At 44.4% G+C, this 23,842-nt stretch carries 26 protein-coding genes; 14 read left to right on the top strand and 12 right to left on the bottom strand.

All coding sequences use genetic code 11. The features are described 5' to 3' along the window. Nucleotides 1-85: 85 nt before the first annotated feature. From KXZ66_RS17115 to liaR, 4 genes are read left to right on the top strand one after another with little or no spacing between them, the layout of a single operon-like run. Nucleotides 86-958, top strand: a complete 873-nt coding sequence (locus KXZ66_RS17115) for a LiaG family protein (RefSeq protein WP_151870058.1) — start codon at nt 86-88, stop codon at nt 956-958. A 33-nt stretch (nt 959-991) separates the two neighbouring features. After that, the gene (gene liaF, locus KXZ66_RS17110; RefSeq protein ID WP_100505807.1) at nt 992-1,717 is read left to right on the top strand and encodes a LiaRS two-component regulatory system accessory protein LiaF; all 726 of its coding nucleotides are present in this window, start codon (nt 992-994) and stop codon (nt 1,715-1,717) included. Continuing rightward, nucleotides 1,714-2,796 carry a two-component system sensor histidine kinase LiaS gene (gene liaS, locus KXZ66_RS17105; RefSeq protein WP_128740720.1) on the top strand — a complete coding sequence of 361 codons (1,083 nt, stop codon included), beginning with the start codon at nt 1,714-1,716 and terminating at the stop codon, nt 2,794-2,796. Before liaF ends, liaS begins: the two co-directional genes overlap by 4 nt. Continuing rightward, nucleotides 2,774-3,409, top strand: a complete 636-nt coding sequence (gene liaR / locus KXZ66_RS17100; protein ID WP_021480575.1) for a two-component system response regulator LiaR — start codon at nt 2,774-2,776, stop codon at nt 3,407-3,409. Before liaS ends, liaR begins: the two co-directional genes overlap by 23 nt. A 7-nt stretch (nt 3,410-3,416) precedes the next feature. Here the strand turns inward: liaR and gerAC are convergent, their stop codons facing one another. From gerAC to gerAA, 3 genes are read right to left on the bottom strand one after another with little or no spacing between them, the layout of a single operon-like run. After that, nucleotides 3,417-4,538, bottom strand: coding sequence for a spore germination receptor protein GerAC (gene gerAC / locus KXZ66_RS17095; RefSeq protein ID WP_072175787.1), 1,122 nt, complete (start codon nt 4,536-4,538; stop codon nt 3,417-3,419). Then, a complete protein-coding gene (gerAB, locus tag KXZ66_RS17090; RefSeq protein WP_032677048.1) occupies nt 4,535-5,632 on the bottom strand; it encodes a spore germination receptor protein GerAB in 1,098 nt (365 codons plus the stop codon). The genes gerAC and gerAB overlap by 4 nt, the downstream gene beginning before the upstream one ends. After that, nucleotides 5,601-7,049 carry a spore germination receptor protein GerAA gene (gene gerAA, locus KXZ66_RS17085; protein WP_032726836.1) on the bottom strand — a complete coding sequence of 483 codons (1,449 nt, stop codon included), beginning with the start codon at nt 7,047-7,049 and terminating at the stop codon, nt 5,601-5,603. The genes gerAB and gerAA overlap by 32 nt, the downstream gene beginning before the upstream one ends. A 117-nt stretch (nt 7,050-7,166) precedes the next feature. Here gerAA and KXZ66_RS17080 point away from each other — a divergent pair, with 117 nt between their 5' ends. Both KXZ66_RS17080 and fumC read left to right on the top strand, forming a co-directional pair. Beyond that, entirely contained in the window at nt 7,167-7,352 is a 186-nt protein-coding gene (locus KXZ66_RS17080) for a YvzF family protein (RefSeq protein ID WP_003221676.1), read from the top strand. A 66-nt stretch (nt 7,353-7,418) separates the two neighbouring features. Then, nucleotides 7,419-8,807: a class II fumarate hydratase gene (gene fumC, locus KXZ66_RS17075; RefSeq protein WP_003228523.1), complete on the top strand. Its 1,389-nt coding sequence runs from the start codon at nt 7,419-7,421 to the stop codon at nt 8,805-8,807. 39 nt (nt 8,808-8,846) lie between these two features. On the opposite strand, the gene KXZ66_RS17070 is transcribed toward fumC, so the two are convergent. Next, nucleotides 8,847-9,722, bottom strand: coding sequence for a TetR/AcrR family transcriptional regulator (locus tag KXZ66_RS17070; RefSeq protein WP_003243192.1), 876 nt, complete (start codon nt 9,720-9,722; stop codon nt 8,847-8,849). A 167-nt stretch (nt 9,723-9,889) separates the two neighbouring features. Between KXZ66_RS17070 and spxO the strand changes: the two genes are divergently transcribed. Then, on the top strand, nt 9,890-10,054 hold the full coding sequence (gene spxO / locus KXZ66_RS17065; RefSeq protein ID WP_003221681.1) for an anti-adapter protein SpxO: 165 nt from the start codon (nt 9,890-9,892) through the stop codon (nt 10,052-10,054). 27 nt (nt 10,055-10,081) lie between these two features. Here spxO and cssS read toward each other — a convergent pair whose 3' ends face one another. Continuing rightward, nucleotides 10,082-11,437, bottom strand: a complete 1,356-nt coding sequence (gene cssS / locus KXZ66_RS17060) for a two-component system sensor histidine kinase CssS (RefSeq protein WP_003228527.1) — start codon at nt 11,435-11,437, stop codon at nt 10,082-10,084. Further along, nucleotides 11,434-12,111 (bottom strand): two-component system response regulator CssR, encoded by a 678-nt coding sequence (cssR, locus tag KXZ66_RS17055; protein ID WP_003228529.1) that lies wholly within the window; start codon nt 12,109-12,111, stop codon nt 11,434-11,436. Before cssR ends, cssS begins: the two co-directional genes overlap by 4 nt. 277 nt (nt 12,112-12,388) lie before the next feature. Here cssR and htrB point away from each other — a divergent pair, with 277 nt between their 5' ends. Then, nucleotides 12,389-13,765: a serine protease Do-like protein HtrB gene (gene htrB, locus KXZ66_RS17050; RefSeq protein WP_032726833.1), complete on the top strand. Its 1,377-nt coding sequence runs from the start codon at nt 12,389-12,391 to the stop codon at nt 13,763-13,765. 42 nt (nt 13,766-13,807) lie between these two features. Here the strand turns inward: htrB and mrgA are convergent, their stop codons facing one another. Together mrgA and KXZ66_RS17040 are read right to left on the bottom strand one after the other, a co-directional pair. After that, nucleotides 13,808-14,269 carry a metalloregulation DNA-binding stress protein MgrA gene (mrgA, locus tag KXZ66_RS17045; protein WP_064671603.1) on the bottom strand — a complete coding sequence of 154 codons (462 nt, stop codon included), beginning with the start codon at nt 14,267-14,269 and terminating at the stop codon, nt 13,808-13,810. A gap of 89 nt (nt 14,270-14,358) precedes the next feature. After that, nucleotides 14,359-15,201, bottom strand: a complete 843-nt coding sequence (locus tag KXZ66_RS17040; protein WP_072173519.1) for an oxidoreductase — start codon at nt 15,199-15,201, stop codon at nt 14,359-14,361. A gap of 134 nt (nt 15,202-15,335) precedes the next feature. Between KXZ66_RS17040 and KXZ66_RS17035 the strand changes: the two genes are divergently transcribed. From KXZ66_RS17035 to KXZ66_RS17020, 4 genes are all read left to right on the top strand, one after another. After that, nucleotides 15,336-17,132, top strand: coding sequence for a M3 family oligoendopeptidase (locus tag KXZ66_RS17035; RefSeq protein ID WP_072175788.1), 1,797 nt, complete (start codon nt 15,336-15,338; stop codon nt 17,130-17,132). A gap of 111 nt (nt 17,133-17,243) precedes the next feature. Next, on the top strand, nt 17,244-17,681 hold the full coding sequence (locus KXZ66_RS17030; RefSeq protein WP_014477935.1) for a YusW family protein: 438 nt from the start codon (nt 17,244-17,246) through the stop codon (nt 17,679-17,681). 217 nt (nt 17,682-17,898) lie between these two features. Next, nucleotides 17,899-18,726: an ABC transporter ATP-binding protein gene (locus tag KXZ66_RS17025; protein ID WP_080265401.1), complete on the top strand. Its 828-nt coding sequence runs from the start codon at nt 17,899-17,901 to the stop codon at nt 18,724-18,726. Nucleotides 18,727-18,750: 24 nt separating this feature from the next. Further along, a complete protein-coding gene (locus tag KXZ66_RS17020; protein ID WP_021480568.1) occupies nt 18,751-19,038 on the top strand; it encodes a YusU family protein in 288 nt (95 codons plus the stop codon). A gap of 19 nt (nt 19,039-19,057) precedes the next feature. Here the strand turns inward: KXZ66_RS17020 and KXZ66_RS17015 are convergent, their stop codons facing one another. Beyond that, nucleotides 19,058-19,945 (bottom strand): LysR family transcriptional regulator, encoded by an 888-nt coding sequence (locus KXZ66_RS17015; RefSeq protein WP_021480567.1) that lies wholly within the window; start codon nt 19,943-19,945, stop codon nt 19,058-19,060. Between the two features lie 133 nt (nt 19,946-20,078). Between KXZ66_RS17015 and KXZ66_RS17010 the strand changes: the two genes are divergently transcribed. Beyond that, on the top strand, nt 20,079-20,819 hold the full coding sequence (locus KXZ66_RS17010; RefSeq protein WP_151870059.1) for an SDR family NAD(P)-dependent oxidoreductase: 741 nt from the start codon (nt 20,079-20,081) through the stop codon (nt 20,817-20,819). Between the two features lie 18 nt (nt 20,820-20,837). After that, nucleotides 20,838-21,221, top strand: a complete 384-nt coding sequence (locus tag KXZ66_RS17005; RefSeq protein ID WP_015251261.1) for a tautomerase family protein — start codon at nt 20,838-20,840, stop codon at nt 21,219-21,221. Nucleotides 21,222-21,256: 35 nt separating this feature from the next. On the opposite strand, the gene mdtP is transcribed toward KXZ66_RS17005, so the two are convergent. The 3 genes from mdtP to KXZ66_RS16990 form a co-directional block, all read right to left on the bottom strand. Further along, nucleotides 21,257-22,882 (bottom strand): multidrug efflux MFS transporter MdtP, encoded by a 1,626-nt coding sequence (gene mdtP, locus KXZ66_RS17000; RefSeq protein ID WP_021480565.1) that lies wholly within the window; start codon nt 22,880-22,882, stop codon nt 21,257-21,259. After that, the gene (mdtR, locus tag KXZ66_RS16995) at nt 22,879-23,346 is read right to left on the bottom strand and encodes a MarR family transcriptional regulator MdtR (protein ID WP_014480800.1); all 468 of its coding nucleotides are present in this window, start codon (nt 23,344-23,346) and stop codon (nt 22,879-22,881) included. The genes mdtP and mdtR overlap by 4 nt, the downstream gene beginning before the upstream one ends. 158 nt (nt 23,347-23,504) lie before the next feature. After that, nucleotides 23,505-23,837 carry a spore coat protein gene (locus tag KXZ66_RS16990; RefSeq protein WP_003222766.1) on the bottom strand — a complete coding sequence of 111 codons (333 nt, stop codon included), beginning with the start codon at nt 23,835-23,837 and terminating at the stop codon, nt 23,505-23,507. Between the last annotated feature and the right edge of the window lie 5 nt (nt 23,838-23,842).

The following is a 23,842-nucleotide window of genomic DNA, read 5'->3' as shown; positions in this document are numbered from 1 at the left end:
ATTTGCGGTCAAGTCCTTCCCTTCCGCACGTATCAATTCGCAAGCTTTTCCTTTATAATAGAATGAATGAGAAGGATGAAACCGAATGAAAAAAATGCTTGGCAAACTGTTGATCACTGCCGGTATTCTGGTTTTTTTCGCTGTTGTCGTAAAAGATGTGTTTGCTGCAGGCCTAGGTTTCATAAATGGCACAGAAGCCGATTCAGCCAGCGCATCGCCGCGGGAGATTGACAGCATGGTCATTGAGTCGGATAGCAAGGATGTCCGGATTATAGCGGAAGAACGAAGTGACATATCGGCAGGCATTTCAGGAGACTCAGGAAAGTTATTTGTTACTGAAAACAAAAGACAACTGGAGCTGACCGTAAAGGAAAAAGAATTTCAATTTTTGAATGGGTTTAACCGTTCAACTCTTATCGTCAGGCTTCCGTATGATTATAAAGGTGATCTGGCAGTACGAACCTCAAGCGGTGACGTGTCTGTGGCCGGGAATGACCATCTTACGCTTTCCGGGCTGAACGCAGTATCTGCGAGCGGAAATACGAGCGTGACGGACGTCCGCATTCAAGACCTGAAAGTGAAGGCATCATCGGGGGATGTTTCCATTTCAAATACCGTCTCCAAAACAGCCGGCATTGATTTAGCTTCAGGGGACGCAAATCTGGTTCATGTATCAGGCTCTCTTGATGTGAAAATGACTTCAGGAGATTTTAATGCTGTATTGAAAAAGGTAACCGGTCCCGTAACTGTCACGCTGACAAGCGGTGATGCTAATTTAAGCCTTCCCCAAAACGGCAGCTTTGCAGTCAATGCTTTATCAGCAAGCGGTGACGTCAGTTCGCCGTATTCATTTGCTGATAAAGCACATAAAGAACAGCATCACATCACAGGCACGCAAGGAAGCGGCCAGCATCCAATCGACATCAAAACGGACAGCGGGGATCTAGCGATACGGTAGCACCAGGCAGAAGAAAGGAGGCGGACACCAGGAATGACAAAAAAACAGCTTCTCGGATTGATCATTGCTTTATTCGGCATCAGTATGTTTTTGCAAATTATCGGAATAGGCGATCTGCTGTTTTGGCCGCTCTTTTTTCTGATTGCCGGCTATTTCCTTAAAAAATATTCCCGTGATTGGCTTGGCTCCGTCATGTATATCTTTGCCGCGTTTCTATTTTTGAAAAACCTCTTCAGCATCACCTTTAATTTATTCGGCTATGCGTTTGCCGCATTTCTGATTTACGCCGGCTACAGGCTTATCAAAGGGAAGCCGATATTTGAACCGAATGAGAAACAGGTCAACCTCAATAAAAAAGAACATCATGAGACGCCAAAAGATGTAAAACATCCCGACATGCGCAGCTTTTTTATCGGAGAGCTGCAAATGATGAAGCAGCCGTTTGACCTGAATGATTTAAATGTCTCTGGTTTTATCGGTGATATCAAAATCGATTTGTCTAAAGCAATGATTCCCGAGGGAGAAAGTACAATCGTCATTAGCGGAGTCATCGGAAACGTTGATATATATGTACCATCGGACCTTGAAGTAGCTGTCAGCTCGGCTGTTTTTATAGGAGACATCAATCTGATCGGCTCGAAGAAAAGCGGATTAAGCACGAAGGTATATGCCGCGTCAACCGATTTCAGCGAGTCAAAGCGCCGGGTCAAAGTGTCCGTTTCCTTATTTATCGGTGATGTGGATGTGAAATACGTATGAGAAAAAAAATGCTTGCCAGCCTCCAATGGCGCGCCATCCGCATGACAACGGGAATCAGCCTGCTCCTTTTTGTTTGCCTGATTTCTTTTATGATGTTTTACTATCGGCTCGATCCGCTTGTTTTGCTGTCATCAAGCTGGTTCGGAATTCCGTTTATCCTGATTTTGCTTCTGATCAGCGTGACCGTCGGTTTCGCCTCAGGGTATATGTACGGCAACCGGTTGAAGACAAGGATTGATACATTAATTGAATCCATTTTAACCTTTGAAAACGGCAATTTCGCTTATCGGATACCTCCGCTCGGTGATGATGAAATCGGCCTGGCCGCCGATCAGCTGAACGAAATGGCGAAGCGCGTGGAGCTTCAAGTCGCATCCCTGCAGAAACTTTCCAATGAACGTGCGGAATGGCAGGTGCAAATGAAGAAGTCGGTTATCTCAGAAGAACGCCAGCGATTGGCTAGAGATCTTCATGATGCGGTCAGCCAGCAGCTCTTTGCCATATCGATGATGACATCAGCCGTGCTGGAACATGTCAAGGATGCTGATGACAAAACAGTCAAGCGAATCAGGATGGTCGAGCATATGGCAGGCGAAGCCCAAAATGAGATGAGGGCGCTGCTGCTCCATTTACGGCCTGTTACCCTTGAAGGAAAAGGGCTGAAGGAGGGGCTTACGGAGCTTTTGGACGAGTTCCGAAAAAAGCAGCCGATTGATATTGAGTGGGATATACAGGACACAGCGATATCCAAGGGTGTTGAAGACCACTTGTTCAGAATCGTGCAGGAGGCCCTTTCAAACGTATTTAGACATTCAAAAGCGTCAAAAGTAACCGTGATTCTGGGCATAAAGAACAGCCAGCTCCGTCTGAAGGTGATTGATAATGGAAAAGGCTTTAAAATGGACCAGGTGAAAGCCTCCTCATACGGCTTGAATTCTATGAAAGAACGTGCAAGTGAAATCGGCGGGGTCGCCGAAGTGATTTCAGTAGAAGGAAAAGGCACCCAAATTGAAGTGAAGGTCCCGATTTTCGCGGAAGAAAAAGGAGAGAACGAACGTGATTCGAGTATTATTGATTGATGATCATGAAATGGTCAGAATGGGGCTCGCGGCTTTTTTGGAGGCGCAGCCCGATATTGAAGTCATCGGCGAAGCATCGGACGGCAGCGAAGGTGTTCGGCTTGCTGCGGAACTGTCGCCGGATGTCATTTTAATGGACCTTGTCATGGAGGGCATGGATGGCATTGAAGCTACAAAGCAAATTTGCCGGGAGCTTTCCGACCCGAAAATTATTGTGCTCACTAGCTTCATTGATGATGACAAAGTGTACCCGGTTATTGAAGCTGGCGCGCTCAGCTATCTGTTGAAAACCTCAAAAGCGGCAGAAATCGCCGATGCCATCCGCGCCGCAAGCAAGGGAGAGCCGAAGCTGGAGTCAAAAGTGGCGGGAAAAGTATTATCCAGGCTGCGCCACTCAGGTGAAAACGCGCTCCCGCATGAATCGCTGACGAAACGGGAGCTCGAAATACTCTGCCTGATCGCAGAAGGAAAGACAAACAAAGAAATAGGCGAGGAACTGTTTATTACGATTAAAACAGTCAAAACACATATTACCAATATTTTATCAAAGCTGGATGTCAGTGACCGGACGCAGGCGGCGGTGTACGCGCATCGAAATCATCTCGTCAAATAGGCGGCTCCTATTTGTTTGCGCCTTTCGTTCCGAAGTCTCTGACAATCACATTGACCCGGTAGTCTATTTCCGCATTGCTGAAATAATCATCATCCCATTTTCTTGCGATCTTTTTCCACTTTTGAGGATAATGAATTCTGACTTGGTTTCCCAATCCGGTCACATCCGCTTTGATCTCTTTCTGCAGCTTCTCTGTAATAAATGTCGTTACTGTTTTGTGTATTCGTTTTTCGACTGCCTTTTCAATGCTTTTAATATATGAATCCTTAAACGAATCTTCACTGGGATTCCAGTCCTCAGATAGACGACCTTCAATAGTGCGGGTGACGGTGAATTTGAACTTTCCGTCCTTATAGGCCGTCTTGATCTTCCGATTGCTCGAATATACTTCATAAGAAAAGAGATGGCCATCGCGCTTCAAGTCAATGACGCCTCCCTCGACAGTGCCTGAAAATAAGTTAATATTTTGAACCTCAATCGGGGTGAGATCCCGGTGCCATAATTTATTTTTGATGATAGAGGCTCCGTTTATCGCGAGCTTGCCGTTTTCCTTACCGACATGAGGGATGAGGAATGAATCGTCAGAGGTTAAGTGTTCTGAGATCTCCCCCAATGTAACTGGCTCCATCATTCTGATCGTCACCTTATTTTTCTCTGTCAGATCATATATCACGTTGGATGCGGGTTCGCCTTCATCATTCATGTTAAATATATCCTTAGTTCGGCCGTTGGTGATAAAGACATAGGAACTCCTCCTTGTTCCGTTGTCTCTGACAAACTGGTTAATGATCGCGTCCATTCCAATTTGATCCGCAATCACGCTTTTGGAAAGCAGAATGAGACGCAAATGCTGTGAAAACGTAGGATTATGCTTTAATGCAGAGGTTCTCATCATTTGATGGACAGTTTCACCCTTTGTGATAGAAAGCTGTGTCGGATCAGATGAAGAGCCCTCCTTGGCACTGATTTTTTTCGGCACGAGAATTTGCTGTGTCAGCTCTAAGTTTTCATCGTCAGGCTTGTCTAGCCCTACTCCGATCACTAAGCTTAATTCCTCGATATTCTCACTGTCCCAGCATCCGGACAGCAATAGGGTGCATATAAACATACATAAAATCCGGATTTTCATTTTGCTGTAATCCTCCTCTTGAGAGCTACAATGAAAAAGAGAATGAAGGGAAGCAGAAACAGGGAGACAAAAATATAGCCAAGATAATCGCTATACACCATGACTTGATTGGCGTCATCCGGCCAGAGAGAAAAATAAAAGACCGTTATGCCGATAATCACCATGCTTGTTTTAGTCGATAATCCGAATGTCTTCTTTAGCCCGTTAGCGGCAAAGTATCCGTAAATGACAAATGTGGTGAAAAACTGGATGATCCAGACCACCAGTAAAAACGATTCAAACCGTTCAATAAATATGCCTTTAAGCTCAAAGGACTGAAAGAGAGAAATAGTCGGCCAAATCAGCGTTTTTACCTCGGGAGCGGTCAAAGCTCCGACAACGATAATATACGTAAGGATATATAAGATAATCGGAATCAGAAATCCTAGAGACGCATATCTGAACGTGTATTTCTTTTTCTTCATATGTTCAGGAAGAAACAGCATCACTTCCATTCCTAAAAAAGAGATGGAAACGACGGTAAGGGAGTTTGCAATGGGTCCAAGGCCTTCGCCTAAAACAGGACGCAAATTATTAATATCAAAAATTTTAAAACTGATCCCAAACACAACCAGCAAAATAATAATGGTTACCGTTAAATAAAAGGGAAACAGCCGCGACACATCACTTAAACCCCCGACGATTAAATAAATACCGCAGCAAATAAACGTTAAAATAATGACTTGAATTGGGGTTCTCTCCAGCAGGAAAAACTTCACCATTTCAGCCATTGCCCGTGTCTCGAAGCTGGCTACGCCGAGGAAATAGCCGCAGATCAAAAGGCCGATGATGCTGCCGATCCATTTCCCAAGCCCTTCCTTCAAATATTCAAAGAGTGAAGGGTATTGATGTTTTTTCTGAATGAGCGTGTTTAAATAAATGAAGAAAATAAAAATGAAACTTTCTAATATCAGCGTGATCCAGCCGTCAGGCGTATTAGCCTTAGTGGTCAGCGCTCGCGGCAATGTTAAAAGTCCGGCCCCAAGCATTGTATTTGCAACAATAGAAATACCTTGAAAGGTATTAAGTTTCAGTGGAGTCTGTTTTTGGCTCATTTGGATTATTCGCCTCTTTTGGTTTGTTTTTAATTGGGAGACGGATAATGGAGTCATCCGTATTTTTCAGGCTAAAGAATCCGTTTGGCGAAAAATACGGAGACCCAAAGCTCGTTTGTCTCGTTAAGTGCGTATAAACGACAAGCATAAATAAAATAATGCCGTACAGCCCTAAAATAGCGGCGGAAAACATCGAAATAAAACGCAGCACCCGGAAAGACAGACCCATTCCGTATTGAGGAACGGTAAAGGATGCCAGGGCAATGACACTGACGACAATGACCATAATCGAACTGACGAGATTCGCTTCTACAGCAGCCTGTCCGATGACTACGCCCCCAACGAGGCCGATCGTCTGTCCGAGCGGATTGGGGAGTCGCAGTCCGGCTTCCCTTAGCAGCTCGATGGTGACTTCCATCAGCAGGGCTTCAAATATCGGAGGGAACGGCACGTTTTCCCTGTTCGCCGAAATTGTAACGGCGAGCGCGGTCGGCAGCAGCCCCTGATGGAAGGAAACAAGTGCTATATAAATCGATGACAAAAACAAGGTGATAAAGATAGAAGCAAAGCGCAGCGACCGGATAAGAGATGCTGAAATCCAGCGTTCATAGTAGTCATCCGGGGATTGCATCAGGATGCCGAGAGAAACCGGCACCAGCAGCACAAATGGTGAACTGTCGACCAAAATTGCCACACGGCCGTTAAACAGGGCTGAAGATACTTTGTCAGGTCTTTCCGTATTTTGTATCTGCGGAAATGGTGAATATTTATTATCTTCAATGAGCTCCTCGAGCGTTCCGCTGTCCTGGATATCTTCCAGCTGGATATTTTTAAGCCGCGCCTTCACTTCTTTTATGACGGACTTTTTCGCTTTGCCCTCAATGTACATAATGGCTGCGGGCTTCAGCTTGTTTTCGCCGATCATGATTTTTTTGGTGATCAATTTCGGATGAGAGGTTCTTTGTCTGATCAGAGCGAGATTTGTATCAATATCCTCTACAAACGCAACTTTTGGGCCGCGTACCACTTTTTCAGTTGTCGGCTCTGTCAGGCTTCTTGTTTTTTTCTTTCCTGTGGTCAGAATATAGGCTTTATCCAATCCGTTGATAAACACAGCACAATTGCCGTTGAGAATCGATTCAATCGTTTTTTTTGCGGTTTCAACAGGTCTTGCGTCAAGCTGGTCAAGGCGTTTTTTGACCTGGTCAAGCGTTAAGGTCTCCTCATCTTTAATTAAAGTTTTAATGGCTTCTGACACCTTATTCTCATCAGTCAGTTCACTGAAATAGAGATAGTAAAAAACCAGTCCGTTCGCAAGCATTTTTTTGTTTTTCACCAGATCATCGTTTTCTTTTAATTTTGGCAGCACCAATGCTAAATTATCGTGTATATATTCCTTAAACTCTGTTTGTTCCAATGAGGTCACCTCTTATCCAAAACCTTAGTAGAGGTTATCTTTTCCTGTTAAAAAAATGATATACTGTGTTAGAGTATTTCATGGAGTAAGTTTTTTTATGAAAGCGGAGGATACGAAGTGGCACAGGTAAGGCTAGCTGGAAAACAAGAAGAAATTGAACAGCTCATTAGATCATTTGAAAAGCATTATGATGTCTCTTATACATCAAAGGAGTACGGAAGGACGAATCCAAAATACAAATATTCAAAGGATTCCCGCGTATATCTTGAATTAAAATTAAAATCTGCCAAGATCGAAAAATAAAAAGGATTTTTTGTGTCATTGGCGAATTATGATCTATTGAAGCAACCGTTATGGAGGGATACATAAATGGAATACAGAATTGAACGAGACACCATGGGAGAAGTAAAAGTTCCTGCTGATAAATTTTGGGGCGCCCAAACACAGCGAAGCAAGGAGAACTTTAAGATCGGTTCTGAAAAAATGCCGATGCGTGTTGTGAAGGCGTTTGCAATATTAAAACGAAGCACAGCTCTAGCTAATAAACGCCTCGGCAATCTGGATGCTGAAAAAGCAGAAGCGATTGCAGCGGTTTGTGATGATGTGCTCAAAGGCAAGTACGATGACAACTTCCCGCTTGTCGTATGGCAGACCGGAAGCGGCACACAAAGCAATATGAACATGAACGAAGTGGTAGCCAACCGTGCGACTGCTTTATTAAAAGAGAAGAACTCTGATCAAACGATTCATCCAAATGATGACGTGAACCGAAGCCAAAGCTCAAACGACACATTCCCGACTGCGATGCATGTTGCCGCTGTTTTGGCTGTTTACGAGCAGCTTGTGCCGGCGCTTGATCAGCTTCGCAATACACTGGATGAAAAAGCAAAAGCATACAATGATATTGTCAAAATCGGGCGCACGCATCTTCAGGATGCTACGCCACTGACCCTCGGACAGGAAATCAGCGGATGGGTTCACATGCTGGACCGTTCGAAGGAAATGATTTTGGAAGCGACAGATAAAATGCGTGCGCTTGCAATTGGTGGAACGGCTGTCGGAACGGGTATCAACGCCCACCCAGAGTTTGGAGAGCTTGTCTCAGAAGAGATCACTAAGCTGACCGGCCAAACGTTTAGCAGTTCACCGAATAAATTCCACGCGCTGACAAGCCATGACGAAATCACTTATGCGCATGGCGCATTAAAAGCGCTTGCGGCTGACTTAATGAAAATCGCGAACGATGTCAGATGGCTCGCAAGCGGACCTCGCTGCGGCATCGGCGAGATCGTCATTCCTGAAAATGAGCCGGGAAGCTCCATTATGCCTGGTAAAGTCAACCCGACACAAAGCGAAGCGTTAACAATGATCGCAGCGCAAATCATGGGGAACGATGCGACAATCGGCTTTGCTGCGAGTCAGGGAAACTTTGAACTGAACGTGTTTAAGCCTGTTATTATTTACAACTTCCTGCAATCTGTGCAGCTGCTCAGTGACGGCATGAATTCATTCCATGATAAATGTGCTGTCGGTATTGAGCCTAATAAAGAAACCATTCAGGAAAACCTGTCAAATTCATTAATGCTTGTTACGGCGCTGAACCCGCATATAGGTTATGAAAACGCGGCGAAAATCGCCAAGCTTGCCCATAAAGAGGGATTGACGCTCAAAGAAGCAGCTTTGAAGCTTGAATTGCTGACAGAGGAGCAATTTAACGAAATGGTTAAGCCGGAAGACATGGTAAAACCAAAGGCGTAATAGAAAGAAAGAACGGCTGCTTTTTAAGCAGCCGTTCTTCTAAATATGTTGCTGTTTTAATAAATATTTAAGCTGCTCCGCATCTTTGGCGAGAGCTTCAGACTCCGTCAGATTATGAATCATTCCTTTTATGATCGCCAGCTTCGGTGTTTTTTTCTTCATTTCTGCTTCAAGTATGTCCAAGCTCTCCGATAATTCAAGAGAGGAGTTTGTGTTTAAGCTGTTAATTTTGTCACGTAGGCTTTTCACAATTGATTCAGTCAGCGGGTCAGGCCGTCCGTGCGTAAGAGGCCCGAATAAAGAGCTCGCCTCTTCCAATGTGATGAAAGGCTTATCGTTTCGTTCAGACATGCCTTTTACCATATCATCTATTCGATTCATAATGATATCAGCTAATTGAGACGGCTTCACAGTGTACCCGAGCAAAATCATGCATTCCAGGTAAATCTGGCTGATGCCCTCTATTAAAAAACAAAGCTCAGCAGTGTACGGTTCCGCTTTTTTTCCATAGATGTTCAGCAGGCTGTCGATATGAAATTGAAGTGAGGACTGGCGGATTTTTTTTGCGCATTGCTCCACTTCTTCTGTGTAAGGCAGAGAACCTTCCTTCAACTGCATACTGATAAAATCTTTGTGTTCAAGAATGTTTTCATAGAGGACGGTCAGTTGTTTACGGTAAGCCGTTCTGGGGCTGTCGCCCTTCGTTTTAATATTTAAAATTCGGGTAAATGTTTTATCATAATAGTAGTTCAGCATAGAGAGAAGAAGCGCTTCTTTCGAAGGAAAATAAATATAAAAAGCGCCTTTAGATATTTTGCATTCTTTTGCGATTTCCTGAACTGATGTTGAGTTGTATCCTTTTTGGGCAAATAGTTTTAAGGCTGTTTCAATAATCAGTTTTTCTTTTTCCTTCAATGGTTCCACCCTTTCGGAGCCCGGAGGCCTGCTAGGATATGACCATATAGTCACACCGTCTGTTATAAAATTAACCTTATTGTAACTTGTTTTTTTATCATGTATTATTTATATTATAAATTGAGATGACCGAATGGTCAAAGCTCAAGCGAAAGGGTGAATCTAGAATGAGAGAATTGGACGAAATGATCAGCCGCTTGCGAAACAGAGGAATCAAAGTGGAGAAAGTCAAATATCCGAAGCAGACCTTGTCAGAGAAAAAATGGGTTCATCAATGCAAACAGCCGCTCAAAACAAATTACAGAGATTTTAACGGCTATTCTTTCACATAAAAAAATAGACTGCAAAACATCTACAGTCTATTTTGGCACTGCTATGCGGTACGTTACACCCGTTTTGTCATTTTCAATTGAGATAGATGCCTTATGAAGAGTTAAAATTCGTTTTACGATGCTTAGACCAATGCCGAATTCGCCTTTCTTCCCTTTATTAAAAGGCTCATAGAGGCTGGAGAGCATCTCATCTTCAATATGCGGACCGTCATTTTTAATGGTGATCACGATATTTCGATCATCTTGTTTCATGCTGATTTCTATTTTTGTCTCAGCATAGCGGATTTGATTTTCCAGAATGTTTTCGAGGAGTTTGTTCCATTGCTCCGGATCGCCCGGCATCAAAATATCCTCTTCTACATCAATTTCCCACGATAGTTCTTTCCGCGCCCACTTCAATCGTTCGATGACTTCTTCTGTCACTTCCACAATACTGAACATGTCGTGCTGCACTTTTTGCTTCGCTAAATAATCCAGCTTCGTTAAATATAATAAATCCTTTATTTTTTTCTCCAGCTTAAGGGCTTCGCATTCAATAACATCTACAGTGTTTTCAAGGTCTCCTTTAGGAAAAATCCCGTCTTTAATTGATTGTGTATAGCCTCTGATGACCATGACCGGCGTTTTTAAATCATGAGAGATATTTTGCAATAGAGTTCTTTCTGTTTCATCCTTTTGCACAAGCTTTTGGCGCATCTCTTCGATGGTATGGCCCAATTTGCCGATTTCATCTTTCCGATCCACTTTTACTGGGTCATCCCAATCCTGTTCAGAAATCCGTTTGACGTGTTTTTCAAATGATACAAGAGGCCTTGATAAATACTTTGCAAGCCAAATAGCCGGAATCCAGCTTAATAAAATGACGACAGCTATAATAAACAGAAGCTGTTTGAACAAGGTATAGGCCAAATCGTCCCGATAAGAATCAAGCGCGTAAGAGAGCATCATCGCTGATTGTCCATTGACGGAAAGTCCCTTTTTAATGACAAAAAACACTTTCTCTCCATTGACGTCGGCGCTGTAACGTTTCTTTTTAGCTTCCTGCTTATCAGCCAGCTTGTACACCTTGTGGATAAATGAAGATGACAGAATGCTTAAATCCTTGTCTGAAGAAGCCTCTTCATTTTCAGGAAGGAGCACGTGCTGTACGGAGCGGACAGTTGTCGGCGCCGTCGCTTCCTCGCTGTAATAGCGCCTTTCAATCGAACCTGGCAGGCGGTACTCTGTCAGCACATGCTGCTCATTTTCAATCGTCGTATACGTTTCATTAGTGAAAAAATCTCGCAGCGTGTTTGAAAATAACACAAGCAGTAAAATCGATATCGCTAACAGGATGCCGGATATGACAACCCATATCTGAAACGCGAGCGGCTTGTTTTTCATGATGACATCATCCTGTAGCCGAAACCGTAAATCGTCTCCACCTTCAATTCAGGCATCTTTCTGCGCAGTCTCCGGACGAGATCATCAACGACCCGATCTGTTCCGAAGTAGTCATGTCCCCACACTTTTAGGAGGATATCCTCACGAGAGTATGGATGCCCTTTATGATGGATAAATAATAGCAGCAGATCAAATTCCTTTGACGTCAAATTGATGATATTCCCGTTTTCGTCATAAACCTCGCGGGCGTCTTCAGCAACCCGATACGAGGAGACGGCAATTTCATTTTTTTGGACAGGAGGAGCTTCCTTATATACGAGCTGCAGCAGCTTTTGCACACGGATAATCAGCTCCCGCGGCAGAAACGGCTTGGAAATGTAGTCATTGCTGCCAAGCTCTAAGCCAAGCACTCTGTCAATATCCGCATCTCGGGCGGAAATAAAAATGACCGGCACGTCAGGATCTTTCGCCTTGATTTCTTTTATTAATGTATAGCCGTCGGTATCCGGCAGCATGATATCGAGAATCCATAGGTGGGGAGACGGTGTCATTTTCTTTCTGGCGTCTTCACCTTTCGTAAAAGATGTAATGTTCCAGCCCTCATTCTCTAAATACTTCGTCAGCAGTTCATTCAGGTTATCCTCATCTTCAACTAGATAAATGGTGTATGACAAGGCTCTTCACATCCTTTCAACGTCATTATAAACTAGTTTTAACATACGGCAGGCAATTTTCATAATTTCACATATTCTTTTCATTTTTATCCCACAATGTTTGTTTATGATATGTATAAGGGAAGAAAGGAAGAGAAAAAGAGCGAGGAAGATGTAGGATGATCAAACATATTCTATTTTGGTGCTTTGCTTTTCTCCTCATTATTGGGACAATTGAACTTGTACATGCGATGAATATGTAACGATAAATGAATAACCGTTAAAGGAGTGTAAGAACATGGATTATCGACGTGATGGCCAAAACGATCAACATCAAACTGAACCTTCACATACAGAACAGCAGAATACAGAAAACCAGAAGCTGATTGGACATTCTGAACAAGAATTGCTTGACGCGCCTGTGTCGTATGAAGCGGGACGGCAGGAAACGGCTTCTGCTTTAGAAATGGAAAAGCAAGAAACGGCTGTGAAAAAAGAAAAGAAACGGAGAGCCGCATGGCTGAGCCCGATTTTAGGCGGTATTATCGGCGGGGGCCTCATGCTTGGCATCGCGCCTTATCTGCCGTCAGACCAAAATCAGGCGACCGAAACCGCTTCCGCAAATAAACAGGTGCAGTCTGATAATTTTACAACGGCGCCGATAACGAACGCATCAAACATCGCTGATATGGTAGAGGATTTAGAGCCTACGATTGTCGGAATCTCAAATATCCAAACCTCTCAAAATAACACATTCGGCACGGGAGGAGGCTCCAGCTCAGAAAGTGAAAGCGGAACCGGGTCAGGTGTTATTTTCAAAAAAGACAGCGATAAAGCGTATATCATTACAAACAACCATGTCGTTGAAGGCGCGAACAAGCTGACTGTTACGCTATACAACGGAGAAACGGAAACTGCCAAGCTTGTCGGCAGCGATACCATTACTGATTTGGCAGTTTTGGAAATCAGCAGCAAGAACGTCAAAAAAGTGGCGAGCTTTGGTGATTCTTCACAGCTGCGCACTGGCGAAAAGGTAATCGCTATCGGTAACCCGCTCGGACAGCAGTTTTCCGGTACGGTGACACAAGGCATCATTAGCGGACTGAACCGGACAATTGATGTGGATACAACACAAGGGACGGTGGAAATGAACGTGCTGCAAACCGATGCAGCGATCAATCCGGGGAACAGCGGAGGCCCATTAATCAATGCAAGCGGCCAGGTCATCGGCATCAACAGCTTGAAGGTGAGCGAAAGCGGCGTGGAATCACTTGGATTTGCGATCCCAAGCAATGATGTCGAGCCGATTGTTGACCAGCTGCTGCAAAACGGGAAGGTGGACCGTCCGTTTTTAGGCGTGCAGATGATTGACATGTCACAAGTTCCTGAAACCTATCAGGAAAATACGCTCGGCCTGTTTGGAGATCAATTGGGCAAAGGTGTTTATGTAAAAGAAGTTCAAGCAAATTCGCCGGCAGAAAAAGCAGGTATTAAATCTGAGGATGTCATTGTCAAACTAAACGGTAAAGACGTGGAAAGCAGTGCGGATATCCGTCAGATCCTTTACAAAGACTTAAAAGTCGGAGATAAAACAACAATCCAAGTGCTGCGAAAGGGAAAAACGAAAACGTTGAACGCGACACTGACCAAGCAGACAGAAAGCAGTTCAAGCTAAGAAAAAAACAAAAAGCTGAACCCAAATAGGGTTCAGCTTTTTTTATCCTAAGTAAGAGGAAAGCATCCACACTTGTTTTTCAACTTCTTCAATTAATCCGACAAACAAGTCCGCTGTCGCATTGTCTTGATTTTCTTCAGCCAGGCCGATCACGAATTTAGATTCGCTGCTGATTTGTTTGTAGTCGTTTACCAATGCTTGTACCATTTCTGAAGCTGATGTTTCGTTTCCGTCGTCTGTGATAGATGCATGCTCAGTGTATTCTTTCACTGTGGCAACAGGCTGTCCGCCAATCGCCAGCAGGCGCTCAGCGATGGTATCCACTGTTTCAGCCGCATGGTCATAAAGTTCTTCAAATTTCTCGTGCAATGTAAAGAAATGAGGCCCTTTCACATACCAATGAAAACGGTGGAGCTTAGAGTATAAAAGAAACCAGTTTGATAATTGTGTGTTCATTGAATTCTCAACTAATGTTTGATTTGTTTTTGCGTTTTCAGTTTTCATAAGATAACGTCCTCCTTGTGATCTGTTGACTTAATTATATCATATACTAAATAAAAATCAATACTAAATTATAATAATTATAATTTAGATCAGCTGAATAGCTTTTTCTTCAGGATAGACTCCCACGCAGACCAAGGAAAAAGCGATCGGAACAGCAGGGTGAGCTTGATGCCCTTTCCGATCGGGTATCGCAATTTCTTGATATGCTGTTTTGTTGCCAATTGATAAATGAGGTCGGCAACCTCTTGGGGATCTCCGCTTTCTTCTCCGTTTTTTTCAACGTAGGAAAGGATCTTTTTATAGTATTGATGATAGGCTGAATCGTCAGCAGGCACCGACATAAAATTTGATAATGACGTTGACCAGATCGATGTCTTGTATGAGCCCGGCTCGATCAAAGCGGTTTCGATACCGAACGGAAGCAGCTCGATACGCAGGCTTTCAGAAAAACCTTCCAATGCATGCTTGGAAGAAACATATGGCGACAGCGCTGGGAATCCGGTCAGTCCGCTGATGCTGCTCACGTTTATAATCTTTGCGCCGCCATGCTTTCTTATGTAAGGGAGAACGGTTTTTGTCACATGGATCACACCGAAGACATTCGTTTCAAATTGTTCTCTGAAATGTTCCATCGGCACATCCTCGATAAATCCTCCATAAGCCGTTCCGGCGTTGTTAACGAGTAAGTCGATCGGGGCGTAAGCACTAATGGCTTTTCCGAATGAGACTATAGATTGTTCATCGGTGACATCGAGAGCTGTAATGTGAATAGAATCAGACACATTGTGTGCTGCAGCCAATTCTCGAAGCTGTTCCGCTTTTTCAGGCTGTCTTGATGTGGCTATCACGAAAAATGATCGGGCAAGCTTTACAGCTGCCAGCAGACCGAAGCCGCTGGACGCTCCTGTTACGATGGCTATTTTTTTATTCATCCTATACCTCCTATTAAACGGCTACAGCTATTGTACTATCCTGAACAGGAGATGACGCCTGTAAAAAGAAATTTTTATACAACAATTCAGAATTGTTCTATAATAGAACGAAAGAAGGAAAGGGGTTTTGTGATATGGCGCTGCAAGGGGTAGGCCAAAGATGGGATCTTGATTCATTTTTTAAGGGCGGGAGCCAATCGGAAGAATTCAAAGGTTATATTGAGAAGCTGTCACAAAGTCTGCGTGCATTTCAAGACAGGACTGATGCGTTTCAGGTGCCTGAATCGCCTGAAGAGGCTGAAGGGCTGACCGCGTTGCTTGATTTATTCGAACAGACATCCGTCAAGCTTCAGCAGGCCGGCGCGTTTGTTGCCTGTCTTCAGGCCCAGAATATCAATGATCAAAAGGCTATAGAGCATCAGGCACTCATGAACCGGCTTTCCGCAGATTTTCAATCGTCGCTCGTTACATTAGATCATAAACTTGTGGACATTGATCAAGAAGTGTGGAATAGGTTGTTAACAAAACCGGGATTGCGCGATGTTTCTTACATATTAAATGAAAGAAGACAGAGGGTTGCCGAAAAGCTTAGCCCCGGTAAAGAAAAACTGATCGGGAACCTTGCGGTGGACGGATATCACGCTTGGAGTGACTTATACAATATGATTGTCGGGAAAATGACGATCCCGTATGAGGAAAACGGTGAAAACAAGCAATTGTCTGTCGGTCAGGCGGAGAATATGATGGACCATCAAGACCGTACTGTCAGAAAAACAGTATATGAACGTTTCCGCCAAGCTTGGGAGAGTAAGCAAGATATTTTCAGCAGCACGCTGAATCATTTGGCGGGATTCCGGCTTGAAACCTATAAAGCGCGCGGTTGGGAGAATGTCCTGAAGGAACCGCTGCAAATTAACAGGATGAAAAAAGAAACACTTGATACGATGTGGCAGGTCATCACTGAAAACAAGAAGCCGTTCGTTCAGTTTTTGAACCGGAAAGCATCCATGCTCGGCCTTGAAAAACTCAGCTGGTACGATGTCGAGGCACCGATCGGTTCTGACGGAAAGGTCTATTCGTATGATGAAGCCGCAAATATCATTACCAGCCAGTTTTCAACGTTTGGCAAAAAACTGTCCTCATTCACTGAAAAAGCGTTTCGGGACGGCTGGATTGAGGCGGAAGACAGGAGCGGAAAAAGAGTCGGCGGCTTTTGCACCAGTTTTCCGGACAGCGGGGAATCCCGGATTTTCATGACATTTTCGGGAAGCGCCTCAAATGTCTCTACCCTTGCGCATGAACTCGGGCACGCGTTCCATCAGGAAGCAATGCTCAACGTCAGGCCGTTAAACCGTTCCTACGCCATGAACGTTGCAGAAACAGCTTCAACGTTTGCAGAGATGATAGTGGCGGACGCGACTGTCCAGCAGGCCGAGACGAGGGAAGAAAAGCTTGTTCTTCTGGAGGATAAAGTGCAAAGAAGCGTTGCGTTCTTCATGAACATTCACGCAAGATTTCTATTCGAAACGAGATTCTACGAGGAACGAAAGCGGGGAGTGGTACCGGCCAGCCGCTTGAATGAGCTGATGGAAGAGGCGCAAAGAGAGGCATACTGCAATGCGTTAGAAGAATATCATCCGCTTTTTTGGGCATCAAAGCTTCATTTTCACATCACGAGGGTGCCGTTTTACAATTTCCCTTATACATTCGGCTACCTGTTTTCTCTTGGCATTTACGCGCTGGCGCTTGAAGAAAAAAATGCATTCGAAGAGAAGTATATGGCGCTATTGCGCGATACGGCTTCTATGACAGTGGAGGATTTGGCGATGAAGCATTTGGGCGCTGACATCACAAAGCGCGATTTCTGGGAGAATGCCATCAAGCTGGCTGTGCGTGACGCCGAAACCTTTTTACAAATGACCGAATCTTAAAGAAAAAGCCGTGGCGTTATATGCCCCGGCTTTTTCAATTCTTCTCTGAATGAGGATTTCATTCTCTGGATATACCTAAAATAAATGGAATCCTACAGGGGGGAGAAACATATGCATTTGATCAGAGCAGCCGGGGCTGTATGTCTCGCAGTGGTTCTGATTGCGGGCTGCCGTTTCAATGAAGACCAGCAGCAGGCAGAAGGAGAAAATACAGCCGTCACCCAGCTGAAGTCCGTTCCCTACAGCAATTTTTCGCTTCGTGTGAGCTACGGGGATGGTGAGCATAACCGTTATGAAGGAATCTATACAAAGAACGGGACTCAGGAAAAAGCGGAAATACAGGATAAGCTCTCCGGTGTCAATCAGGAGGGAGAAGAAGCATTGGATGAGATGAAAATGATTCTGAGCGAGCTTTCCGTGACAGACCAAATGGCTGAAACAGAAGTGATACACAGTGTGCTGGCAGCATTTAATCTGGACAGTCATTATGATCATATCGATTTAAAATTGAAGCTGAAGGACGGCTCCATCAGAGAAATCAAGAAGTAATCTTGTGATAAAAAACCCATAAACGTCAATTATGTCCATAAAACTAATTGAAAATGATTTTCAAAGTCAGTGTTTTCTGCTACAATGAGGGATATATGACCATATCAAATGGCTGAATATCGGAATCACTTGCATTGATGATAATTGACTTAAAAGCATGTATATAGAAAACGTGCAATACATAGTGCTGCTAAAAAGCCAGCAAAAAGGAGCGGTTATGGGTATGAGTGCAATTTCTACAGAAACGCTGAGCTTAGGATACGGGGATGCCGTTATTATTGATGAGTTGAATTTAACAATTCCCAAAGGTGAAATTACCGTATTTATTGGCAGCAATGGCTGCGGAAAATCGACACTTTTACGTTCATTAGCGCGCCTGATGAAGCCGAGAGGCGGTTCAGTGCTGCTGGAAGGAAGAGCGATTGCCAAGCTTCCGACGAAGGAAGTCGCAAAAGAGCTCGCAATCCTGCCTCAAGGTCCTTCGGCTCCTGAGGGGCTGACGGTGCATCAGCTGGTGAAGCAAGGAAGATATCCTTACCAAAACTGGCTGAAGCAGTGGTCAAAAGAGGATGAGGAAGCAGTTGAAAGAGCGCTTAAAGCAACAAAGCTTGAGGACATGGCTGACCGCGCCGTTGATTCTTTGTCAGGCGGACAGCGCCAGCGGGCTTGGATTGCGATGACGCTTGCCCAGGAAACGGATATCATCCTTCTTGACGAGCCGACGACGTATTTAGACATGACGCATCAAATTGAAATTCTTGATTTGCTGTTTGAGCTGAATGAAAAGGAAGGCCGGACGATTGTTATGGTACTCCATGACTTAAACTTGGCGTGCCGCTATGCGCATCATCTTGTGGCCATAAAAGATAAACGGATTTATGCAGAAGGCCGTCCGGAAGAGGTCATCACTTGTGATCTTGTGCAAAATGTATTTTCTATGAACTGTCAGGTTACACAGGACCCGCTCTTCGGAACGCCTCTTTGCATTCCTCATGGCAGGGGCAGATGCATTGTCCAGGAAGCGGCTTTCACATCGCATGGATAAATAACGCAGCGAAGGAGCTTTCAATTGAGAAAGCTCCTTGCTGTTTTTTCGAAAGGAAGATGGCAAATGGAACAAAAACTTCAGGAGCAGCTGGATGGATTGCTGGAGAAGTATACTGAGCTTCTGCTTGGTGAGACAAACGATGAGCTAAAAGAAGAAGTGAAGCAATGGATTTTGTACACCCATATAGCCAAAAGCATGCCTCCGCTCGCTAAGCATTGGAATGCGACATACCCTGATGCAAAGCAGGGCATTAAAGAGATCATTCAGCATATTAAGGAATTAAATGAAGCGCATCGAAACAAACAATAGCCAAAAAGCAGTCTGTTCATTATTGCAGACTGCTTTTTTGTGATTCAGCCGTTTTATCTGGCGTAAAGGAATCCATAAAGGTTCTCAGCGCGCTGCTGATAAACGAATCTTTTCGAACAATAAACTCTGTTTTCATCTGGCTGAGCGCTTCAGGCAGCGGGTACAATCGAATTGATCCTTCTGCTTCATGTTTCTGCACAACCGTTCTTGGCAGCAACGAGATGCCAAGACCTGCTGTAACTCCGCCGATAATTGCTTCAAGCGTCCCAAATTCCATAATGACCGGCTGTGTGACACCGACGGAACGCAGCCATTTTTCAAGTGTTTCTCGATACGAACAGCCTGTGCTGTAAACGAGAATCGGCTTTGTGATGGCTTCCTCAACATCGGGCACGGAGGCAGCCGAAACAACTACTGGTTCTTCTTCAAACGCAGGATAGGATTCGAGCTCAGGATGATGGCATTCGCATCCGATAAACGCGCCATCCAATTCATAACGAAGAACTTTATCAAGGAGAAATTGCGTATGTCCTGTTGTTAAAGATAGCTGGACGTTTGGATGTTCTTCATAATAAGATGCCAGGAGCTTTGGAAGCCTTACCGCGGCGGTTGTCTGAGTGGAGCCGATCATAAGCGGCCCGCTTGGTTCTGCGGAGGATGAGAGCGCTTTAGACGCTTCATCAAGCAGGCCGATAATTTTATTTGCGTAGTCCAGCAGCAATTTTCCGCTTGCAGAAAGTGTCATGCCCCGATTATGGCGCAAAAACAGTGTGGTACCCAGCTCAGCTTCCAATTGCTGAATTCTGGCCGTGACATTCGATTGTACATAGCCAAGCTGCAGGGCTGCTTTCGTAATGGTTCCTTCACGAGCTACCATTTGAAACACACGTAAATCTCCGCTTTCCATTTTGAACTCCTCCGTTCGTTTGCTATCAATCTAAGTGATATCTAGTATCTTTAACAATCATTATACGTAACATCAAAGCTGGATTACAATGGAATCAGAAATATACTTTAGTCAACAGCAAGGAGTGGCGGCAATGAATGTCTTGAACAAAATAGCTCTCGTAACGGGGGGCGGCACAGGAATCGGAAAAGCAGCCAGTATGGAATTGGCAAAGCGCGGGGCGATTGTGGCGGTGAATTATTCACGCTCGCAATCAGAAGCGGAGGAAACAGTGGAAAAGATTCGAAAAGCTGGCTGGCAAGCCTTCGCCATCCAAGCAGATGTATCCAAAAACAGCGACGTGCAGGATATGGTTCAATCAATCGTGAAAACATACGGCCCGATTGATATTTTAGTCAACAATGCCAGCATTACACGGCATATTCCAATGGATAATCTTGAGGCTGCGACAGAAGACATATGGGATGAGCTGTATGCCGTCAATGTGAAAGGGATGTTTTTCTGCGCGCGGGCAGTGGCTCCGTTCATGAAGAAAAGCAAGGCCGGGGCGATCGTAAACGTCGGCAGCATCGCAGGGGTAACTGGTGCCGGCTCATCTATGCCTTATGCAGTATCAAAATCGGCGGTGCACGGTTTAACGAAATCATTGGCCCACGCCTTAGCACCTGAAATCAGAGTGAGCGGTGTAGCACCAGGAGCTGTGGCAACGAGATGGTGGGCCGGCCGGGAAGAAAAAATGAAAAGCATGATCGGCTCTTTGCCGCTGCAGTGTATTGCTGAACCAGATGATGTTGCCAAATTGATTTGTTCACTAATTGAACAGGAATCACTCACAGGCCAAATTATCACAATTGACAGCGGACAGACGCTGTAAAGAAAGGGGTGCAGGGAGATGCCATTTGTACAGATTCATTTACGGTCGGGAAGAAGCGAAGCGTGGCTTCAAAAACTGAGCAGGACTGTCCACCAATCGATGATTGAAGAAATCAATGTGCCGGAAGATGACTATTTTCAAGTCATCAGACAATATGAAAAAAGCGAATTTTTTTATGATCCATTTTATCTCCAAGTCGAGCGTACTGATGAACTGATATACATTCATTTTACACTGAAACAGTCAAGAACAACTGAACAGAAAAAAGCACTTTACCGCTCAATCGCGAGCCGGATTCATTCCGAGCTTGGTGTCAGAAAAGAAGATGTGTTTATCATGCTGGCCGGAAATCAGGCTGAGGATTGGTCTTTCGGAAATGGAAGAGCCCAGATGATTGAATAAAAAACCCCGCGGATTGATACCCGCGGGGTGCTCTATTAATGGGAAGGTGATTCAACGGCTTTTGCCGCCTTCTCTTTTTCTTGTTGGTCTTCCGCTTTCTTATTTGATAGCTTGATAGGTTTTAAGAACAAGGTGAATACGGCTCCGACTGCGATAAAGATCAGGCCCGTATAAAACACGCTGTGGAGCGAATCCATCAACGATGTTTTTAAAATCGGCACAATATGGGATGAGAAAGCCGCAGGGATTTGTTTGACCGCGTCCGGACTGAACAGTGATTGCAGCAGCCCTTGCGGATTTGTATCAATCATACCCTTTAGCTGGGCGGCAAACGAGCTTGCCTGTGCCGGAAGAGAGTCTAAATATGGAACCAATTTATCTGTTAATAGATTTCCTGATCTCGCATTCATTACGGCTCCCAGCATGGTAATGCCGAATGTTCCACCGATAGAACGGAAGAATTGGCTGGATGAAGTGACAACTCCAAGCTCCTCCTTCGAAAAGCTTTCCTGTAAAGCCAATGTCAGAATCGGCATAACAAGACCCATTCCCAGACCAATAATCGCCATAAAAGATGTAGCGACAAGCTTGCTCGTGTCGAGATCCAATGTCGTTAACAGCAGGAATCCGCCGGCCATAACCAGCATGCCTGCAATGATTTGCGGTTTAATCCCGATTTTATAAACAAGCTGTCCGCCGATGATACTTGTGATAATCATAGAAATCATCATCGGTGTCATAATTGTACCCGATTCAGACGCACTTACACCGACAATTCCTTGCATAAAGAAAGGAACAAACGTAATGGCGCCAAACATACCGATACTCATAAAGAAGCCGATCAAGTTTAGAAATGTAAATGTTCTGTTTTTAAATAAATACATTGGCAGGATTGGCTCTTTTGCTTTTGATTCTACGATGATAAAGCTGACAATGCCGATCAGTGCGAGAGCGAACAACCCAAGAATCTGCCATGAATCCCATGCATAATCTTTTCCGCCAAAGCTTAAGGCGAGCAGGAGGCTGACCACACCCACAATCATTGTGAAAATACCAGCGATATCGAAGTTGATCGGCCCAGTCTGCTGGCGTCCCTGTAATCCCCTGGCAATAAAAATAACCGCAATAATTCCGACTGGCAGGTTAATATAGAAAACCCATTTCCAGTTTAACGAGTCTACAATCCAGCCGCCGATTTGCGGCCCAATCACTGAAGCCAGCCCGTAAATTGCGCCAAAGACACCTTGGAATTTAGCACGCTGTTTTCCTGTGAACAAGTCACCGATGACAATCATCGCCATCGGCATCATGATGCCTCCGCCGATTCCCTGCAGTCCACGGAAGATAATCAATTCCGTCATGTTGTTGGCCATTCCGCACAAAGCAGAAGCTGCCATGAAAATAATTAAACCTGATACATAGACAATGCGGCGTCCCAATAAATCAGCCAGTTTACCGGCAATTGGAACAATGGTTGTTGATGTTAACAAATATGCCGTTGTCAGCCAGGTCATCATGCTCAAACCGCCCAGATCACCGACAATTTTAGGCATGGCCGTTCCGACAATAGTACCGTCAAGGGCTGAAAAAAACATGGCAATAATTAAGCCTGTTATTAATAACGTTCGTTTTGATTGTTTGCCTTCTTTACTCATTTTCATCCGTTTCCTCTTTTCATGTTTTGCTTTTCATCCGTTTCTGCTGCTTGTGCGAGCTTTGCAGTAATATGCGCCGCCTGCAGCATTTCCTCCTCCGTCAAAAAGGAAAGGTAGCGCGCCATAATGGCCTTTCTGCCTGCCAAAACCTCCTCGAACTTTCTGTCTCCTTCGTCAGTAAGACTGAGATCAATCACTCGCCTGTCTTTTGTGTTGTGTGTTCTGGCGATAAGATTTTTTTGTTCAAGGCGATCTGCCATCAGCGTCACCGCGCTTGGCTTCACCTCCATACGCTCGGCAATTTCAGAAATTTTGAGGCTGCCGTGTTTCTTTAGGCTGGCCAGCACAAACAGCTGCGCTGGGGTGACACCTTGTTTCTCCATGCTTTCCAGCATTTCAGGCTGTATCTTTTGAAAGAGCGCCTGAAGCGATAATTGAATATCGGACATTAACTGATCCGCACTCTTCATATTCATTTCCCCTCTGTTACATACACTGTATATATATTTTAATGACAAAATAGTTAATGCTTATTAAATATAAATAAGCGTAAATGAAAAGTCAACTGATTTTACACAAAAAAAGGATAGATGCCCGAAAGAACATCGTATCCTTTTTACTGATGTTGTTATTGCTGATAAGGAGACTGCTGCTGAATGGTCTGCTGGAATTTTTGATAGGACTGCTGCAGCTTTTGTGCATCCTCCGCTTCAACAGAATACCATCCATATTGGAACATGAGATCATATAGTTTTCTTTGCGCTTTTTGTGACTCATCAAAAATGGATTGAATATCCTGATAAAGAGACTCGTGGCTGAATTCGTGCAAGGCAGTGCAATAAGCTGTTGTCATGTATTTTTCGGTTGTCAGCAATTCGTTGACGAAATCTCTGTCATTCATTTCCGATGTTGTCGGTACAGGTGTCTGCGGATTGCTAATTTTTTGATTTTGCTGATTCATTCTGG

The sequence above is a fragment of the Bacillus sp. LJBS17 genome, assembly GCF_019334685.1.
GTDB classification, from domain to species: Bacteria; Bacillota; Bacilli; order Bacillales; family Bacillaceae; genus Bacillus; species Bacillus subtilis.
Note: the sequence above shows the minus strand (reverse complement) of the source record. Positions and strands in the feature narration are given on the sequence as shown.